This window comes from Ottowia sp. oral taxon 894, from assembly GCF_001262075.1.
Lineage (GTDB): Bacteria > Pseudomonadota > Gammaproteobacteria > Burkholderiales > Burkholderiaceae_C > Ottowia > Ottowia massiliensis.
Genome location: NZ_CP012073.1, coordinates 2,781,524 through 2,799,326, shown reverse-complemented (window position 1 = coordinate 2,799,326; position 17,803 = coordinate 2,781,524). Strand labels below are relative to the sequence as shown.

The 17,803-nt window shown below is 61.3% G+C and carries 15 protein-coding genes; 8 read left to right on the top strand and 7 right to left on the bottom strand.

What is annotated here, in order from left to right:
- Positions 1–123 precede the first annotated feature (123 nt).
- The 5 genes from ADJ79_RS12295 to ADJ79_RS12275 all read right to left on the bottom strand — a co-directional run bounded on the left by ADJ79_RS12295 (position 124) and on the right by ADJ79_RS12275 (position 4,890).
- Complete coding sequence (locus ADJ79_RS12295; protein ID WP_050716217.1) at positions 124–444, bottom strand: hypothetical protein; 321 nt, start codon at positions 442–444, stop codon at positions 124–126.
- Between the two features lie 160 nt (positions 445–604).
- On the bottom strand, positions 605–1,549 hold the full coding sequence (locus ADJ79_RS12290; RefSeq protein WP_253273826.1) for a hypothetical protein: 945 nt from the start codon (positions 1,547–1,549) through the stop codon (positions 605–607).
- Positions 1,550–2,015: 466 nt separating this feature from the next.
- Complete coding sequence (locus ADJ79_RS12285) at positions 2,016–3,440, bottom strand: YfjI family protein (RefSeq protein ID WP_050716216.1); 1,425 nt, start codon at positions 3,438–3,440, stop codon at positions 2,016–2,018.
- A 196-nt stretch (positions 3,441–3,636) separates the two neighbouring features.
- Entirely contained in the window at positions 3,637–3,855 is a 219-nt protein-coding gene (locus tag ADJ79_RS12280) for an AlpA family transcriptional regulator (protein WP_050716215.1), read from the bottom strand.
- Between the two features lie 183 nt (positions 3,856–4,038).
- The gene (locus tag ADJ79_RS12275; RefSeq protein WP_172674078.1) at positions 4,039–4,890 is read right to left on the bottom strand and encodes a hypothetical protein; all 852 of its coding nucleotides are present in this window, start codon (positions 4,888–4,890) and stop codon (positions 4,039–4,041) included.
- Between the two features lie 50 nt (positions 4,891–4,940).
- Between ADJ79_RS12275 and ADJ79_RS12270 the strand changes: the two genes are divergently transcribed.
- Positions 4,941–5,192 (top strand): type II toxin-antitoxin system ParD family antitoxin, encoded by a 252-nt coding sequence (locus ADJ79_RS12270; protein WP_050716213.1) that lies wholly within the window; start codon positions 4,941–4,943, stop codon positions 5,190–5,192.
- A complete protein-coding gene (locus ADJ79_RS12265; protein ID WP_050716212.1) occupies positions 5,189–5,518 on the top strand; it encodes a type II toxin-antitoxin system RelE/ParE family toxin in 330 nt (109 codons plus the stop codon). The genes ADJ79_RS12270 and ADJ79_RS12265 overlap by 4 nt, the downstream gene beginning before the upstream one ends.
- Positions 5,519–6,368: 850 nt before the next feature.
- Here the strand turns inward: ADJ79_RS12265 and ADJ79_RS12260 are convergent.
- Entirely contained in the window at positions 6,369–6,869 is a 501-nt protein-coding gene (locus tag ADJ79_RS12260) for a DUF3489 domain-containing protein (RefSeq protein ID WP_172674077.1), read from the bottom strand.
- 11 nt (positions 6,870–6,880) lie between these two features.
- Positions 6,881–7,084: a hypothetical protein gene (locus ADJ79_RS12255; RefSeq protein WP_050716210.1), complete on the bottom strand. Its 204-nt coding sequence runs from the start codon at positions 7,082–7,084 to the stop codon at positions 6,881–6,883.
- A gap of 123 nt (positions 7,085–7,207) precedes the next feature.
- Here ADJ79_RS12255 and ADJ79_RS12250 point away from each other — a divergent pair, with 123 nt between their 5' ends.
- The 6 genes from ADJ79_RS12250 to ADJ79_RS12225 all read left to right on the top strand — a co-directional run bounded on the left by ADJ79_RS12250 (position 7,208) and on the right by ADJ79_RS12225 (position 17,712).
- Positions 7,208–7,552 (top strand): transcriptional regulator, encoded by a 345-nt coding sequence (locus ADJ79_RS12250; protein WP_253273825.1) that lies wholly within the window; start codon positions 7,208–7,210, stop codon positions 7,550–7,552.
- 9 nt (positions 7,553–7,561) lie between these two features.
- Complete coding sequence (gene hsdR / locus ADJ79_RS12245; RefSeq protein ID WP_050716209.1) at positions 7,562–9,976, top strand: EcoAI/FtnUII family type I restriction enzme subunit R; 2,415 nt, start codon at positions 7,562–7,564, stop codon at positions 9,974–9,976.
- A 15-nt stretch (positions 9,977–9,991) separates the two neighbouring features.
- Positions 9,992–11,836: a class I SAM-dependent DNA methyltransferase gene (locus ADJ79_RS12240; RefSeq protein ID WP_050716208.1), complete on the top strand. Its 1,845-nt coding sequence runs from the start codon at positions 9,992–9,994 to the stop codon at positions 11,834–11,836.
- Positions 11,833–12,981 carry a restriction endonuclease subunit S gene (locus ADJ79_RS12235; protein WP_050716207.1) on the top strand — a complete coding sequence of 383 codons (1,149 nt, stop codon included), beginning with the start codon at positions 11,833–11,835 and terminating at the stop codon, positions 12,979–12,981. Before ADJ79_RS12240 ends, ADJ79_RS12235 begins: the two co-directional genes overlap by 4 nt.
- Positions 12,982–16,815: an anti-phage defense-associated sirtuin Dsr1 gene (gene dsr1 / locus ADJ79_RS12230; protein WP_050716206.1), complete on the top strand. Its 3,834-nt coding sequence runs from the start codon at positions 12,982–12,984 to the stop codon at positions 16,813–16,815.
- Positions 16,816–17,343: 528 nt separating this feature from the next.
- The gene (locus ADJ79_RS12225; RefSeq protein ID WP_050716205.1) at positions 17,344–17,712 is read left to right on the top strand and encodes an SCO family protein; all 369 of its coding nucleotides are present in this window, start codon (positions 17,344–17,346) and stop codon (positions 17,710–17,712) included.
- Positions 17,713–17,803 lie beyond the last annotated feature (91 nt).

Here is a 17,803-nt window from a genome sequence, read left to right as displayed (position 1 = left end):
TCAAACCGCGCGCTGTTCGAGGTCGTCGGCTTGACCTGTCGCAACCTCGACACGCTCGCCTAACAGCGTTTGCGGTTTGCCGGTGCGCCGGTCCTTGATACCCAGGATGTAGATCTCGCCGTCTCACACCCCGCAGGCCACGTCGGTGTCGCTGGCTGTGGCAGGCATCAACCAGCCGGTGATGCCATTGGGCAACTGCAGCAGTTCTTCCATCTGGTGGATGGGCCAGCGCATCGCCTCCTGGTAGTTGTCGGCAAACTCCAGGAGTTGCTGGGGCACGTCCGGGAAGTTTTCCTGGCTGAGGATGGGAATCCAGACCAGCGGCTGGCCGCTGGCAAACCAGCCTTGCACGCGCTGCTCGACTTTAGGGTTGTAGTGCTGCAAGCGCTTGACGGGCACGTGGCGGGCGTCATCGCTGGCTTGGGGTGCTGTCGTGTGGTTCATCAAAAGCTCCTTGAGTGGTAACCCGGCACGGTGCCGGGCGGTAACCGAGGTGGTAACTGGTAACCCCGTTTCGGGGTCTGTCGGTAGCGGGGCAGCGCGCTCGCGCCCCCCGTATTGGAATATCGCCAGGAAGGACCCCTTTCGCCTGGGGGGCTGTGCTTCAGGTCTGGATCGTGACCACGGTGGCACCGCCGAAGGGCGACTCCGGTGGACGCTTGCGCGGCGGGTTCGGATCGGGTGCGTAGATCGGACGGTCGTCGCTGGCAGCGCCGGGGTGATACACACGCAGCGTCCCCGCAGGAATTCCGCCTTCAGTCAGTTGCTGATTGATCTGGCGCGACAGCGCATCGTCACCACGGCGGAACTGGCGATTCAGGTCCACCAGGTCGTCGTAAGCAACGCCTTCGATCAGGTTGGGCAGCAGGTCGCCATCGTTAACCTTACCGATCAAGGACATCTCGTAACCGCTACGGCGATCACCCTGGACGCTGTAGTGGGTCAGCTGAAACGTGCTCTTCAGTCTGGACTCGATCGTCCTCATCTCCCGCCACGCCTGCACGAAGGCACGCGCAGCCGTCAGCATCCGCTGTGCACTGGGCTCGAACAGCCGTTTCATTTCCTGGTGGATGAAGCCCTCATCCACATCGCCCGCCATTTCAGCAGCGAGGTCTTTGATGTACTGCTCCAGGGCCTTGACCCGTGCCGGTGCCTCCAGCGCTTGTTGGGTGGCCGCGTGGCGTGCAGCCTGCTCGGCCGCCAGGTCTTGCGCGTGGTCGCGGTCAAAGCGTGCCAGGGCATCCTGGTCATCCATTGCCACCAGCACTTCGCGGCGCACCGACCAGATCAGTTCTGGCTCGGGCTTCGGGTCCCAGCCGTTGACGACACGGCGTGCGGCCACCAAGGCATCGATGGCGCGCTGGTATTGCTGATTGCGGGTCTGCAGTTGCTGCAGCATCCCGGCCAGGGGCTCCAGATCGCAGATATCGTCGGCAGGACTGGTTGGCACAGATGCCTGGGGGGCTGGCGTCGAGGGGTCAATGACCGGAACAGAAGGCTTCGCAGGCGACTTCTTGACGGTGGTTTTGAGTTGAGAAAGCAGGCTCATAGTGGCTCCAATGGGTTGAGGTTTCAGACTTGCAGGGCGGATGGGTAGCGCGGGTCACCGGGACGTACGGTCGTGCTGATCCATAGGTGTGGACCGACCTGCTTTTTGATACCGACCGGTGCGCCGGGACGTGGATTGACGGCAGCGATGACTTGCCAGCCGTCTGTCGCTTGAGATGCCGTGACCGAGGCGTTTGCTGGCTTGGGCGGCAACACTGACGGTGACGGCGTTGGAAGGCCGAGTGCTTTGGCCCAGATCGGATGCAAGGGATGCAGGTTGGTAGTACTCACGGTGAGCTCCATATCGAGTGCCGCCCACTGAGGAGTGGGTGACGCCGGGCGGCGTGGCGTCGAACATTCAGGATTCGCACGACTCGCAAGGCTTCGCATGTGCGCAAAGCCACTGCAGGCGCGGGTTTTCGCGGGATTCGCAGAATTCGCACGGGGGGATGACCAAATGCGTTTTTTCATCGGGCCTCCATCAGTTCAAAGGCTTCCTTGGACTTGGGATGAGCGCCGGTGATCAGCCAGCCGTGGTCCAGAAGGATGCACACCACACTGCGTGCCACTGCGGCACTGCGAATGGCACTGGGACCATTGCGATAGACGTCGGTGAGCGTGATGACACGGCCGGTGCCCACCTTGGTGCGCCACCACTGCAGCAGCTCTTGGGCCAAGCGCAACTCGGGCTTGATCTGACCTGCGCCCCACAGCCGTTGGGCCTCGTCGAGGTAATGCAGCATCAAGCGCAGAGCACGATCGACTTGCTCCTCGTGGACTTCGTCATCCCCCTCAAAGACGGCAAAGGTGCCGGCCAGTCGGGCAATGTGTTCTGGGGCTTTGGAGGCCAGCGCCCGGACGCTCACGAAAGGGCCCTCGGGTGCCAGACCCGCTTCCAGATCGTTGTAGATGGCAATCCAGGTCCGTTTGGCCTGCGGACTCAGGAACAAGTTGGGAGGATCGAGTTCATGATCGTTGGCCTTCGGCCACTGGCCAGCCAGCAGTTCACTCAGGCGGGCGTTGTAAGCCTGGTACGCCGGTGCGGTGCTGAGGTCAGTTTCCACATAGGTGCGTGTTCCCGCCGTGGATGTGGGGTGGCTCACCAGACAGCGGGCGAGGAAGCCTTGCTCCCGGGCCAGCGGGTCCGCCAGCAGGCTGGCCGCGACCGCCGGTTGCACCATCAGGTGCAGGCACAGACGGCGGCCGTAGTAGCTCCCCGACCCATCACCCACCCGCACTCGGTCAAATTCACCGCGATCCCATAGGCGCGACAGGGTGGTCAAGGTGCCCAGGCGTTTTTCGGCGGACATCGCAAACCCACCGAGGAATTGCCCGCCCTCGTCGTTGACCAGGCCAATGGAAGGTTCACCGATGATGAGCTGCCGCTGAATGGCCTCCGAACTGGGTTCGGAGACGATGAGCAAGGGCATCACCGGCGCCTGGGGCTTGGTGAGTGCCTGCAATTGGGCTTGCTTGGCTTCGGGGCTGAGTTTCTTGTCGGCCAGGATGCGCTTGCTCGTGGTCTCGTACACCTCTAGGGCTTTTTCGAAGACATCACGGTCCTGCTCGTACTGCGCCATCAGCTGTTTTTGCTGCTGACGCACACCCGCCAGTGCCCAGCCATCGGCTGCCGATTTGCGCTCGCCAGACTCTCCCAGGGTCAGGAAGTACTCAGACAGCGGCGACACCCGCCCATCGATGCAGACATTGGCATACGGTTGGCTGGCCTGGTTCATGGCCGCCAGGATGGTTTGCCCAACGAGCGCGACCGGGGCCTGGATGACCTGATGCATCAGCGTCACGACGCCGCTGCCGATGGTGCCGAGGGCTTCATGGGGAAAAATGGACGCCGGTGGCAACTCGCGCGTTAGGGGCATGGGGGCTTCGCCCATGGCCCAGTCTGGGCGAGGTATGCGTTGGCTGGGAACGCCGCGCATCAGCAAGCCCCCGAATTCGCGATTTCGGGGATGCGCAGTGCGAATCCTGCGAATCTTGCGAATCCCTCGATAGATGCTGGGTTTGCAGCCACGCGAGGCGGTGCGAGGCGTGCGAATGTTCGCAGCGTCGTGGCAAAGACAGTCCCCATCGTCACAGCCCCTTGACGCCCGACGAGATGGCGCGCTGCGCGATCCAGCCCTCAATATCGTGCTCAAGCCAGCCCACGGTGTTGGCTGTGAGGCGGATCGGCGCAGGAAACTGGCCGCTGGCGATCAGCGCGTAGAGCGAACTGCGCGAAAGCCCCGTCCGGCTTTCGACTTGGGGGCGGCGCAGCACGGTTAGACAGGGCTGGCTGTGGCGGGAATGCATCGGTACCTCCGGGAACGCAATGGAATGCGCCGAAGGTTCGCAAGACAACCCCAACCGCAGCAAAAGCTACGGTTGGCAAGTCTCTGTGCGATAAGGACTTACGAGATCAACTGCGGTCGGGGCGGTTTCAGCCAAGCCCTACCGTATGCGGGTGGGGGACAAGTTTTTGAGCTGGCTGCCGGCCTACAGGAGGTGGTCGTTGACCGCGAAGTCTGGAAAGGACTGCTGCAAGATGCGCACCACGCGATCGCGGGGCATATGCCGCTCTGCGATGAGCCAACTGGCAATCAGGAACGGGTCCCACCAGGACGGGAAGTGCTGTCCGCCACGACTGGCCTGGCCCTTTTGCACTCGGGCACTGAGGATTTTTTTGTAACGGGTGGGATTGGTAAACCGCTCCGTCCACCACTTTTGGTTCTGCTGCGCATCTACCTTGACGCGAAAGGCACGGATGATTTCGTCGGCGGTCACTCCCCGTTTGCGCAACTCCACCAGCGTCAGGCGCGCCTCGACAGGGGACGGCGCATCCGAGACGCTGATCGGGTCCGCCGCCAGGGTTTCAGGCGCAGCAGTATCGATACGGGCCGGTGCCGTTGGTGGCGTGGTCACCGCTGCCGGTGGCGCGGACCGGGTGTGATCGGGATGCGCCCAACTGGGCATTGGCGCGACAGGCGCTGGCGGCAGGCCACCAGCCAAAGGGGTTTTGCCCTCCAGCGCCGTGCACCATTGGTTGAAGCTCTGGCGGTGAATCAGCAGCTTGCCCCGGCTGGACAGTTCATGAACCGGATCGTCGTAGGTTTTGCCATCGCTGCGCCGGTACTGGACCTCGTCCCGTTCGCAGGCAGACAGCAGGGCCTGCTGCTTGGCCTGGATACAGGCTTCGTCCCTCTGGCACCAACGATCCAGGATGTACCAGGGCGGCAGCCAGTCGGCTTCGTCCCAGTACGGATCGCAGGGGTGGTTGGGCCAATTCATTGAGGGCAGGTCTCCGGTGGAGGATGGAATCGCGGTGGCTGGTTGCAAGGATGAAGACATCATGCGCCGTCCATCTTGCCAAATTTTGCCAAAGAACCCACACTTGCGCCATGAGCACGATGAACATCTCTCTCCCCGACTCCCTGAAGTCCTTCGTGGACGAACAGGTCAGCCAGCGTGGCTATGGCACGAGCAGCGAGTACGTGCGCGAGTTGATCCGCAAGGATCAAGACCGCCTGCAACTGCGCAACCTGCTGCTGGCTGGAGCTGCTTCGGCTCCTGCAGCTCCCGCCGACGCCAGCTACTTCGAAGGTCTGCGTGATCGGCTGCGCAAGGCCGGCAAGCCCGCTACCAAGGCGTGAAGGCCAAGCCAGTCATCCCGCGTGAGCAGGCCAACCGGGATGTGGACGAGGCCGTCGCCTACTACCTGAGTGAGGCGGGCGAAGCCGTGGCAATGGGCTTCGTCGATGCGCAGGAAAAGGCTTACGGGCACATCGGTCGCCACCCGGCCACCGGATCTCCACGCTACGCCCATGAGCTCAACCTGCCGGGCCTGCGCGCCTGGCCGCTGACGCGCTACCCACACCTCGTGTTCTACGTTGAGCGTCCGGACCATATCGATGTCTGGCGCGTGCTGAACGGACAGCGGGATATCCCGGCGTGGATGCAGGAGCCTGACGCCGTGTGACGGTCGGATCGCCAGGGCATATCTGCGTTTCCGGCGGTGTCAACAATAAGGGGGCGACCATCATAACCATCACCACCGTCACATCGGGCCCGTGCCTGTGATGGTTGTGACGATGGTGATGGTCATCGCCGATTGTTATGGCCCGCGCACGCATACATGCCCCAGGCGAAAGGGGTCCTTCCTGGCGATATTCCAATACGGGGGGGCGCGAGCGCAGCATTTCGCCACCGTCCGACCAGAAAACAAGGTTTGCAGGGTTTGCGGTTCGCTCCTGGCAGTGAGGGCAAGCGTGCCTAAAGCCCAGTCACTGCGGGCCTGTGCGGGATAGTGGCAACGCGGAATGTGCGAACCTTGGTGCGTACCCGGTTCGCAGGTTTGCACCCAGGCCAAACGAAAAACGGCCAGGATAGAAAACTCAATACTGGCGCGGGTTTACAGACGATTTGCCACCAGATTGAGGGAAATCGGCCGCGAGACCATCAGCAGATCTGTCGCCCCTTGAAAAGTCAATGGCGACGAAGGGTTACGCCAGTTCCCAGGCGAAAAATCAGCAAAACGTCGCCTCTTGCCAGAGGCCTGAATGGTGATCGTGGAAAAGCCAGTACTGGCGCGGGTTTGCTGCCGACGGTGCGCCGAACACAGCCAAAACGCTGAGGGTACGCAGAACCGCCCCGCGCCAGTGCCGAATCGGCTGTAATGCCTTGTCAGGCTTGAGGTTTCAAGGGTACGCAAGGCAGATTGCTCGTGGCGCTCGCGCGCAGTCTGACGCAGCAGACACAGTTCTACGTAACTTCTCTATACGCGTGCGTGCGCGCCTCACGGAAAGTTTCGTCAGACTGCGTCCGATGCGTCAGACCGCTGCCGAAATGTTGATGCGATATACCCGTTCACCAGCGTCGTTGTGCGCCAGGATTACTTTCAGGCCGAGCTTCTTGCGCAGCATCCCGGAAATTGCCCCACGCACGGTGTGGGGCTGCCAGCCAGTGGTCAGCATCAGTTGCAGGCTGGTCGCGCCCTGTGGGCGGCGCAGCGCCATCACCAGTGCGGCGAGTTTGGTGCCGGGGCGGATCGGGATGCCCTCCAGAAGTTGGAGATCACCGATGGTGTCCATCGGCTGGACGCCATCTGGTGGTGTGGACCGTTGTAGGCCGATGGCCACATAACCCGCGTCGGTCAGCACGTGGCCGTCGTCGGCAGGCTCGATCCACCCGCGCTGCAGCAGTGAGGTCAGCACCTTGACCCGTGCGCCGCCGCGCAGTGTGTCAGGCGGGATGACTCGCCCATCAGGACGGCGGGCGGCAGTGCGCAGTAGCAGGCTTTGCGCTGGGGAGAGTTTGAGCAGGGTCTCCATCATGGCCTCCCTCACTTGGCCTGGCCGTCGAAGATCGCCAGCAGGTTGTCCAGCGCCTGATCCACCCGCCCGAGGTCACCAACGTGCCCCCAGTGAATGGCCTCTGGGTCGTGGCCGAAGTGGTCGTCGGCCAGTTGCCGCAGCCGGGTCAACTTGTTGTGGATGGCTGCGGCGCGGGCGAGGTAGGTGTCGAGGGCGTCGGTCTGGCTGGTCATGGCGGGGCTCCGAGTTGATTGATGACGCCACCATTCACGCGCTGAACGATCAAGAAGCCAAGCTTTTGTTCATCAAAATCTGGCTGCAGTTGTGCCACATTGATAAGATGGAGGTCTTATGCCATGCCGATCAGGACATCCGATATGAAGCGCTGTGTTGTCGGTATTCGTCGCCCTGGCGAATCGCAGGGGGCAGTTGCTCAAAAAGATGTCCCGACGGTCTGGTTTCCGTCGATGGCCACCATGGCTGCGGTGCTGTCGGAGGATAACCAAACTCTGCTGCGTCTCATCCGTGACAAGCGGCCCAAGTCGTTGACTGAGTTGGCGGAACTCACCGGGCGCCAGGTACCGAATCTGTCGCGCACGTTGCGGATGATGGAAAGCTATGGCTTGGTGGCACTGAAGAAGAACGTACGCGAAATCGAGCCGATGGCGCTGGCGACTAGTTTCAAGATTCTGATTGATTGAGGGGCGAATATGAAGGGGGAGGCAATGCGAGATGGCGTGATCACCGAAGCAGACACCTGCCGCGAATTCGTCACGCCCCGATTGGTCGAGGCTGGCTGGGGCACTGCTCCACACGCCATTGGCGAGCAGCGCACTTTTACCAACGGTCGCATCATCGTGGCCGGGGGCAAGGTGCGGCGCGGCAAACAGAAGCGGGCCGACTACTTGCTGTACCACCGGCGTGACTATCCCCTGGCTGTGGTGGAGGCCAAGGAGATTGGTCTCCCCGCTGAAACCGGTGTGCAGCAGGCTCGCGAGTACGCTGAGATTCTCGGTCTCAAGTTCGCGTACGCGACCAATGGCCACCGCATCATCGAGATCGACTACACCACCGGCACCGAGCGCGAGGTGGATCGCTATGCCACGCCTGATGAACTGTTTACCCGCCTTTCAGCCGCCACCCATCTGCCCCAAGACGCCGCTGCGCATGTGCTGGAGCCGTTCAACCTGATCTCTGGCAAGGTGCCGCGCTATTACCAGCAGATCGCCATCAATCGGGTGATCGAAGCGATCTTGCTCGGGCAGAAACGCATCCTGGCCACCCTGGCCACTGGCACCGGCAAGACCTGCGTCGCTTTCCAGATCTGCTGGAAGTTGTGGAACAGCCGCTGGAACCGGACTGGGGAGTACCGCCGCCCCAAGATCCTGTTTCTGGCTGATCGCAACATCCTGGTGGACGACCCGATGGCCAAGATGTTCGCACCCTTTGGCGACGCTCGGCACAAGATCGCTGGCGGCGACACCAGCCAAAGCCGGGATATGTATTTCGGCATCTACCAGGCGCTGACCACCGCCAGCGCCGATGTGTTCCGGCAGTACCGTCCCGACTTTTTCGATCTCATCATCATCGATGAATGTCATCGGGGCTCCAGTCGTGACGAAAGTGCCTGGCGCGCGGTGCTCGACTACTTCGAGCCCGCAGTCCAGTTCGGCATGACGGCCACGCCGCTGCGCGAAGAGTCTCGCGACAGCTACGAATACTTCGGCAACCCGGTCTACACCTACAGCCTGCGCCAAGGCATCGAAGACGGTTTCCTAGCCCCGTACCGCGTACACCGCGTCATCACCACGGTTGATGCCGCAGGCTGGCGGCCGAGCAAGGATGAGTTGGACCGTTATGGCCGCGAAGTGCCTGACGACGAGTACCAGACCAAGGATTTCGAGCGAGTCGTGGCCCTTCGTTCCCGCACAAGGGCGATGGCGAGGCATCTGACCGACCTGCTCAAAGGTACCGACCGCTTTGCCAAGACCCTGATTTTCTGTGTCGATCAGGAACACGCTGCCGAGATGCGCCAGGAGTTGCTCAATCTGAACAGCGACCTCGTCAAGCAGTACCCCGATTACGTCTGCCGTGTTACGGCCGATGAAGGCGCTATTGGCCTCACCCATCTGTCCCACTTTCAGGACGTGGACAAGCCCACGCCCGTCATCCTGACTACGTCTCAACTTCTGACCACAGGCGTTGATGCCGAGATGGTCAAAAACGTGGTGCTGGCGCGTGTCGTGGGCTCCCGATCCGAGTTCAAGCAGATCGTCGGTCGCGGCACGCGACTCAAGGTCGATTACGGCAAGGAATACTTCAACATCATCGACTTCACCGGCACGGCCACCAGCCACTTTGCCGATCCGGACTTCGATGGTGATCCAGCGCGGATCGAAGAAGTGATCATTGATGAAACCGGGGAACAGATGGGCATCACTGAGGCTGAGGTTGAAGCGCCGCAGGTAGATATGCCGCTGGAGTACGAGCTTCCCGAGGAGCAGATCGGAACAGACACCGGCATCATCATCACCGAGCCACCTGTCGAGCCCCGAAAGTTCTACATTGACGGCGGCGAAGTCGAAGTCATCGGCCATTTAGTCTATGACCTCGACACCGATGGCAAAAAGCTGCAGGTGGTGAAGTACACCGACTATTCAGGCCGCGCTGTGCGGACGCTTTATCCTACGCGCGAGGCACTGCAATCGGCCTGGGCCAACCCCGATACACGTTCTGAAGTGCTGCGCGAGCTGACCGAGCGCGGCATCAGCTTCGCGGAGCTGGCCAGCAGCAGTGAGCAGCCTGACGCAGATCTGTTTGACCTGCTGTGCCATCTGGCCTGGAATGCCCCACTGCTGACCCGCCGCCAGCGTGCCGAAGCCGCCAAGCGCAAGACGCAAGACCTTTTCGCCCAGCACGGTGACACAGCCCGCGAAATCCTCACGCTGCTGCTCGACCGTTACATCGAGCGCGGCATCCTGCAATTCAATGCGCTGTCCGAGCTGATGAAGGTCCAGCCCTTCGACCGCTACGGCAGTCCTTCCGAGATCGCCACCCGTCACTTCGGCGGTGTGCGCGGTATGAAGGACGCTGTCTCCCGGCTGCAGACCGCGCTATACCAATAACGAGAACCGCATCCAATGGCCAAATCTGCCACGAAGGCAATAGCGTCGGGTGAGAAAAAGACCCGCGCGCCACGCAAAGCCAAGGCACCGCTCACCACCCGTGAAAACCTGTCGGCCCTGATCGGCAGCGCCCGTAAGATCCTGCGCAAGGACAAGGGCCTAAATGGCGATGTGGATCGTCTGCCCTTGCTCACCTGGGTGATGTTCCTCAAGTTCCTCGACGACCTTGAAGCGGTCCATGAGGAAGAAGCCGAACTCGACGGAAAGCGCTACCAGCCCATCATCGAATCGCCTTATCGGTGGCGCGACTGGGCCGCCCGTGATGACGGTATCACCGGTGACGAGTTACTGGCGTTCATTAGCCAGGAAGCGGCCATCCGTGTCGATGGCACGGTCGGCAAGGGCCTGTTTGCCTACTTGCGTGGCCTGGCTGGAGACGGAGAAAAGGGGAGCCAGCGCGAAGTCATCGCCAACGTGTTCAAGGGCGTGCAGAACCGCATGGTCAGCGGCTATCTGCTGCGGGACATCATCAACAAGATCAACGGCATTCACTTCAGCGCCAGCGAGGAAATCCACACCCTCTCGCACCTGTACGAGTCGATGCTGCGCGAAATGCGCGATGCCGCTGGCGATTCCGGCGAGTTCTACACGCCGCGGTCGGTCGTGCGCTTCATGGTGCAGGTCACCGACCCGCGCCTGGGTGAGACGGTGCTCGACCCAGCCTGCGGCACCGGAGGCTTTCTGGTCGAGGCCTACGACCACATTGCACCGCAGGTCAGCACGCCCGACCAACGCCGGGTGCTGCAGCAGAACACCCTGTTCGGTCAGGAGGCCAAGCCGCTGCCCTACATGCTGGTGCAGATGAATCTGTTGCTGCACGGCCTGGAAGCCCCGCAGATTGCCTATGGCAACACGCTCGAGCGTCGGGTCAATGAGATCGGCCACAGCGAACGGGTGGACGTCATCCTCACCAACCCGCCCTTCGGCGGCGAGGAAGAGACCGGCATCAAGGCCAACTTCCCGCCCAATATGCAAACGGCGGAAACCGCGCTGCTGTTCCTGCAGTACATCATGCGCAAGCTGCGGGTAGCGGGTGCGCCCGTGCCGGGCGGCAAACCGGCTGATCGCGGTGGCCGCGCCGCCGTGGTCGTGCCCAATGGCACCCTGTTTGGCGACGGCATCAGCGCCGTCATCAAGGAGGAAATGCTCAAGGAGTTCAAGCTCCACACCATCGTGCGTCTGCCGCAAGGCGTGTTCGCGCCTTACACCGATATCCCAGCCAACCTGCTGTTTTTCGAGCGCGGCGGCCCCACCGACACCATCTGGTACTACGAACTGCCGTTGCCCGCAGGGCGGAAGAAGTACAGCAAGACCGCGCCCTTGCAATTTGAGGAATTTGCCCCCGCCTTGGCGTGGTGGAACGCCCGCGAAGAAGGCCCGCAGGCCTGGCAGGTGGATTTCGCGGCCAAACGTGCCGCCGCCGTCGAGGCCGCCACGCCGCACTGGCAACGGGCGGAAAGCGAACGCAATGCCGCCATCGCGTTGGGCAAGCCTATTCGAGAGTTGGAGCAGGCACTTCAGGCTGCTGGCAATGGCCAGAAGGCCGAGCTGCAAGACCGTCTGAAGGCGCTCAAGAGCGAGCAACAGGCCCACGAACAGGCTGCTAAGTCGGCGCAGGCCGAAGGCGATGCGCTGTACTGGCCCATTTACAACCTGGACCTCAAGAACCCGAATGCCAAGGCCGGGCTGGAACATGCCGATCCGAAAGACCTGATCGCCGCGATGCGCAGCCACGAGGTCGAGGTGATGCGGCTGCTGGGTGAGATCGAGGCCCTGGTCAGCGTTGAGGGCGACGAATGAAGGCGTGGCCCAAAGTTCCCCTGGGCGAGTTGCTGCGGCGCTCCGACGAGACTGCGGTACTCGACCCGGAGTCTGAGTACCACGAGGTGACGATCAAGCTTTGGGGCAAAGGAGTCGTCAGTCGGGGCAAGGTTTGTGGCAACGACGTCGTTTCGGTGCGCCGTGTCGTTCGCGCCAACCAACTGATCCTGTCCAAGATCGATGCGCGCAATGGCGCGATTGGCTTGGTGCCTCCGGAACTTGACGGTGCCATCGTCAGCAACGACTTTCCCTCATTCGATTTTCGTGCCCCAGACGAGTGCAGCGTGGCATTCATAGGCTGGTTGGTGCGCTCGTCTCCCTTCGTTGAACTGTGCAAGGCTGCCAGTGAAGGCACCACCAACCGCGTGCGCATCAAGGAAGAACGGTTCCTCGATCAGCAAATCGCGCTTCCACCGTTGGCCGAACAGCAAGCCATCGTTGCCCGCCTCGACGCGCTAGCCGAAAAAACCCGGCAGGTTGAGGCGCATCTGGATGCCGTCGAGCGCGACGCCGAACATCTGCTGGCGCTGCGGTTCCGCGATGCCGTCGCCGACGCACCGCTGCGGCCGATGGCGGAGGTGGCACCACTGGTGCGACGTGAACAGTCCATCGACCTGGAAGGCAGCTATCCGGAACTCGGCATCCGCTCGTTCGGCAAGGGCACCTTCCACAAGCCGCCGCTTTCTGGCAGTGAGGTAGGTACCAAGCGCCTGTACCGCATAGAACCGGGCGATCTGTTGTTCTCCAACGTATTCGCCTGGGAAGGTGCCATCGCCATCGCAAAGCCAGAAGACGCGGGCCGCTTCGGCTCCCACCGCTTCATCACCTGCCACGCTAATACCGAACTGACGACAGCTGAATTTTTGCGCTATTACTTCTTGACCGACGAGGGGCTGCTCAAGATTGGCGACGCATCGCCCGGAGGTGCTGGCCGCAACCGCACGCTTGGGCTCGATAAGTTGATGGCCATCGAAGTGCCCATGCCCTCGCTGGCGGTACAGCAAACCTTCGACCGCCTGCAAGCCGAAATCGCCGCCCTCAAGGCCAAGCACACCGCCATCCGCGAAGCCAATGCCGCACTGTTGCCCGCGACGCTGGAGCGGGTGTTTGCCGGGAGCCAGTGAGTGCAGTTCGTTACCGACGGCCCCGACATCCCCGATGCGCTCTTGCAGGCGCACGAGGAAGGCCGCGTGGTGTTTTTCTGTGGGGCAGGCATTTCCTACCCTGCCGGTTTGCCGGGTTTCAAGGGGCTGGTGGAACAGATTTACAAGCTGAATGGCACATCACTCAACGATATTGAGCGTGACGCCTTCGAGCGCGGACAGTTCGATGCCACGCTCGATCTGCTAGAGCGGCGCCTGCCAGGGCAGCGACTGGCTGTCCGAAGCAAACTGGCGCAAGCGCTGAAACCAAAGCTCCGTCGCAAGGGTGCCACCGATACGCAGGCGGCGTTGCTTAGGCTGGCGCGCAACCGCGAGGGCGCGCTACGGCTGGTCACCACCAACTTCGACCGCATCTTTCATGTGGCAGCCAAACGCACGAGCCAAGCGTTCCAAGCCCACGCTGCCCCGATGCTGCCGATTCCGAAAAACAGCCGCTGGAATGGGCTGGTCTATCTGCACGGCTTGCTGCCGGAAAAGGCCGACGACACCGCCCTGAATCGGCTGGTGGTCACCAGTGGTGATTTCGGCTTGGCGTATCTGACCGAGCGCTGGGCGGCCCGCTTTGTGAGCGAGTTGTTCCGCAACTACGTGGTCTGTTTTGTGGGCTACAGCATCAACGACCCGGTGCTGCGCTACATGATGGATGCGCTGGCAGCAGATCGGATGCTGGGAGAAGTCACGCCGCAAGCCTGGGCACTGGGTGATTGTGAACCGGGGCAGGAGCACCGAAAAACCATCGAATGGGAAGCGAAGGGTGTCACGCCCATTCTCTACAACGTGCCGATTGGCAGCTATGACCATTCCGCGCTGCACCAGACCCTGCACGCTTGGGCAGAGACCTACCGTGACGGTGTGCAGGGCAAAGAAGCCATCGTTGTTAAGCACGCCCTGACGCGCCCACAGGAGAGCACGCAGCAGGACGATTTCGTCGGGCGAATGCTTTGGGCTCTGTCTGATAAATCAGGCTTACCGGCAAAACGCTTCGCCGACTTCAATCCCGTTCCGTCACTGGACTGGCTGCTGGAAGCTTTCTCGGACGAACGTTTTCTGTACAGCGATCTGGCTCGATTCGGAGTGCCGCCTCACATAGAAGTCGACACCAAACTTCGATTCAGCCTGATTCGCCGGCCTGCGCCCTATGACCGGGCCCCATCGATGCTGCTCGCCTCCGGCGGCATCACTGGCAGTCAGTGGGATGACGTGATGTTCCATTTGGCCCGATGGCTGGTGCGCCACCTGGATGACCCCAGACTGGTCATCTGGATTGCAGAACGCGGTGGGCAGCTGTACGACCGTTGGCCGTGGCTGATCGAACACGAGCTGGATCGATTTGCTTCACTGGAGCGCGAGGGAAAAACATCCGAGCTCGATGAAATCCGCTTGCATGCACCCAAGGCCATTCCTGGCCCACTGATGCGCACCTTGTGGCGTCTACTGCTCAGTGGCCGTGTGAAATCGCCATGGCGTGATCCCGACTTATATCGCTGGCAAGGTCGTCTCAAGCGCGAAGGACTGACTGCCACATTGCGTCTGGAATTGCGGGAGTTGCTTGCCGTGAAGGTTGTCTTGAAGAAGCCGTTTCGCTGGGGCGACGACGATTCGAGCAGCACCGACGAACCCACGCGGATCAAGCAATTGGTGGACTGGGAACTCGCGCTGGCCGCTGATCATGTGCATTCCGCTCTGCGCGACCTTGCCGACGAGCCATGGAAATCTGCTTTTCCGTACCTGTTGGAAGATTTCCAGCAGTTGTTGCGTGATGCACTGGATCTATTGCGGGAGTTGGGCGAAGCCGACGAACGTAGCGACCGCTCGCACTGGGATCTGCCATCCATTACGCCCCACTGGCAGAACCGGGGTTTCCGCGACTGGGTTAGCCTGATCGAGTTGTTGCGCGATGCATGGCTGGCGATTCGTGCCAACGACAGTGCGCGTGCGGCACGCATCGCACAGAACTGGTTCGAGTTGCCTTACCCCACCTTCAAACGTCTGGCCTTCTTTGCCGCGAGCCACGATGATTGCATCCAGCCCGAGCAGTGGGTGGATTGGTTGCTGGCCGACGACGCGTGGTGGTTGTGGTCTACAGATACGGGGCGGGAGGTGTTCAGGCTGTTGGTCCTGCAGGGTCAACATTTGGCAGGAGTCACACAGCAAAGCCTGGAGTGGGCCATTTTGGCAGGCCCTCCGCGCGAGATGTACCGGGACGACTTGGCAGCAGAACGTTGGCAAGACTTGGTGGCCCGCTCCGTCTGGCTGCATCTGGCCAAACTCAACACATCGGGCCTCGTTTTGGGTGCGTCTGCGGCGGCACGCTTGGCGGAAATATCTACTGCCTACCCGCAATGGCAGTTGGCAACCAACGAGCGTGACGAGTTCTCACACTGGATGAGCGGCACCGGTGATCCGGATTACGAGGACAGCCGGGATGTCGACATTGCTCCCCGCAAACGGCAGGAGCTGGTGCAATGGCTCATCAAGCCGATGCCCGAGCGGCGGCCTTTCTACGAAGATACGTGGCGTGACGTTTGCCGCACGCGCTTCTTTCACAGCCTGTCCGCGTTATGTGATCTCGCACAAGATGGTGTGTGGCCCGCTGGACGATGGCGCGAGGCTCTGCAGGCCTGGGCTGAAGAAGGCATGGTATCGCGCTCTTGGCGATACGCTGCGCCGCTGGTGCAGACTATGCCCGAGGCCGTACTTCAGGAGATTGATCACGCCGTGACTTGGTGGATGGAGGCGGCCTCCAAGGCTATCAACCGTCACGAGGATATCCTGCTGAGTTTGTGTCACCGTGTGCTGGCCTTGCCGCTAGAAGCAGGCTCAGGTTCTCGGATCATCCGCAATGGCGTCGAAACCTACGACCCTGTCGGCTCTGCAATCAATCACCCCATCGGACACGCCACACAGGCACTGATCAACTTGTGGTTCAAGCAGAACCCGAACGACAACGATCTGCTTCCTGCTAAATTGAAGCAGGTTTTCACGACATTGTGCGACGTGCAGGTAGATCGATTCCGCCACGCTCGGGTGCTGATGGGTTCTCGACTGATCGCATTTTTCCGTGTGGATCGCCCTTGGACCGAACAGCACCTGCTGCCGTTGTTCGGCTGGAGCAATCGCGTTGAAGCCAAGGCCGTGTGGGAAGGCTTTCTCTGGTCGCCGCGCTTGTACCAGCCATTGCTGACAGCGTTCAGGTCACAGTTTCTGGACAGTGCAAAGCACTATGCCGATCTTGGCGAGCACCGCCAGCAATTCGCGACCTTCCTCACCTACGCAGCATTGGGCCCCACCGAGGGATACTCCGTAGAGGAATTTCGATCTGCAATTGGCGCGCTTCCACAAGAAGGGTTGGAGGAATCGGCACAGGCGCTCTCCCAGGCACTGGAAGGCGCTGCTGATCAGCGCGAGGACTATTGGAAAAACCGCGCCCAACCGTTCTGGCAACAGATCTGGCCAAAATCCCGCGACTTGGCGACCCGACGAATCGCCGAGTCTTTGACTCGTATGGTGATTGCCGCCCGAGGTGAATTCCCGACTGCTTTGGCTGCAGTGCAGGACTGGCTGCAACCGATCGAACACCCGCACTATGTCGTACATCTGCTGCACGAATCAGGTTTGTGTAGCCAATATCCAGCGGATGCACTGGGCCTGCTGAATGCCGTGATTGTCGATCAGCAGTGGGGGCCTCGGGAGTTGGGGCAATGCCTGGATCAAATCGTTCAGGCCGCGCCAAACCTTGCGCAAGATGCTCGGTACTTGCGACTACGCGAGTATTCCCGAAGACGCGGCATGTGATGTTGTTTGCAGCTCCCCGCAGCAACCCGCACCAGTGCTCACAAGCTCGGGAGGCCAGTCGGCACCTAGTCAACCATCCGCCACCAATACCCAAAAATCCCCAATCTTCTCGGTTGGGATTTTTTTGCCCGCTTCCCCAGTGTTGGCGCGGTTTCCGGGCCTGGCCTCGCAAACGTTCTCGAGGCCATTTCCTTTGTTGGCGAGGGTTTAAAAGTCTGGCTGGAACACGCAGGTGATCAAGCGCAGTGAACGGCATAGTTTTAAGACGCTGCCCAAGTGCTGGATTGTGGAGAGTACCTCTGCCTGGCTGAGTCAATCGAGAAGATAGAGCAAGGACTACGAGGTCACTGTCGCTTGAAGATCGCTTGCGTTCGGCGCACGGTCAGGCTTCTGAGCTGATTGAGAACAAGCTCTCAAAGCGGCGGCGTGCGCGGGCCAATACGGCGGTGCTGACATATACACGGCGTCCGCCCGCAACAGGGCCTCGGTGGCGGTCATCACGTCATCAATCAACAGCACACAGCGGCCTTGCAGGGCGGGCAGGCGCGCCAGAAACTGGGCGCCGAAGCCGGCCGGCTGCAAGGCATCTTCATCACGCTGGACCCCGCGCGCGACACGCCCGAAGTGCTCAAAGCCTACGTGACCAGCTTTGACGAAAGCTTCATCGCCCTGACCCCGCGCAGCCCCCAGGAGCTGGCCGCGCTGGCGCGCGAGTTCAAGATTTTTTACCGCCAGACGCCCGGCCCCATTGAAAACAGCTACACGCTCGATCACACCGCCGCCAGCTACATGTATGACCCGCAAGGCCGCCTGCGCCTGTATCAAACCTGCGGCATCGGCGCTGACGCCATGGCGGCCAACGCGCGCGCATTGCTGCACGCGAAAAACGCAGATTGAGAATCTGCTCAAAGACGCAGAAACAGCCCGGATTCCAGTTCGCCCCAGAACCTGCTCATGATCTGCCTGCGAGGGGCGAAAGTGCGAAATT

Excerpts from the sequence above, each read along its gene's own strand:
- ADJ79_RS12290 (WP_253273826.1), bottom strand. The coding sequence starts at position 1,549 with ATGAGCCTGCTTTCTCAACTCAAAACCACCGTCAAGAAGTCGCCTGCG.
- ADJ79_RS12270 (WP_050716213.1), top strand. The coding sequence starts at position 4,941 with ATGAGCACGATGAACATCTCTCTCCCCGACTCCCTGAAGTCCTTCGTG.
- ADJ79_RS12280 (WP_050716215.1), bottom strand. The coding sequence starts at position 3,855 with ATGCATTCCCGCCACAGCCAGCCCTGTCTAACCGTGCTGCGCCGCCCC.
- ADJ79_RS12235 (WP_050716207.1), top strand. The coding sequence starts at position 11,833 with ATGAAGGCGTGGCCCAAAGTTCCCCTGGGCGAGTTGCTGCGGCGCTCC.
- ADJ79_RS12240 (WP_050716208.1), top strand. The coding sequence starts at position 9,992 with ATGGCCAAATCTGCCACGAAGGCAATAGCGTCGGGTGAGAAAAAGACC.
- ADJ79_RS12260 (WP_172674077.1), bottom strand. The coding sequence starts at position 6,869 with ATGGAGACCCTGCTCAAACTCTCCCCAGCGCAAAGCCTGCTACTGCGC.
- hsdR (WP_050716209.1), top strand. The coding sequence starts at position 7,562 with ATGAAGGGGGAGGCAATGCGAGATGGCGTGATCACCGAAGCAGACACC.
- ADJ79_RS12255 (WP_050716210.1), bottom strand. The coding sequence starts at position 7,084 with ATGACCAGCCAGACCGACGCCCTCGACACCTACCTCGCCCGCGCCGCA.
- ADJ79_RS12275 (WP_172674078.1), bottom strand. The coding sequence starts at position 4,890 with ATGTCTTCATCCTTGCAACCAGCCACCGCGATTCCATCCTCCACCGGA.
- ADJ79_RS12250 (WP_253273825.1), top strand. The coding sequence starts at position 7,208 with ATGCCGATCAGGACATCCGATATGAAGCGCTGTGTTGTCGGTATTCGT.
- ADJ79_RS12285 (WP_050716216.1), bottom strand. The coding sequence starts at position 3,440 with ATGGGCGAAGCCCCCATGCCCCTAACGCGCGAGTTGCCACCGGCGTCC.
- ADJ79_RS12295 (WP_050716217.1), bottom strand. The coding sequence starts at position 444 with ATGAACCACACGACAGCACCCCAAGCCAGCGATGACGCCCGCCACGTG.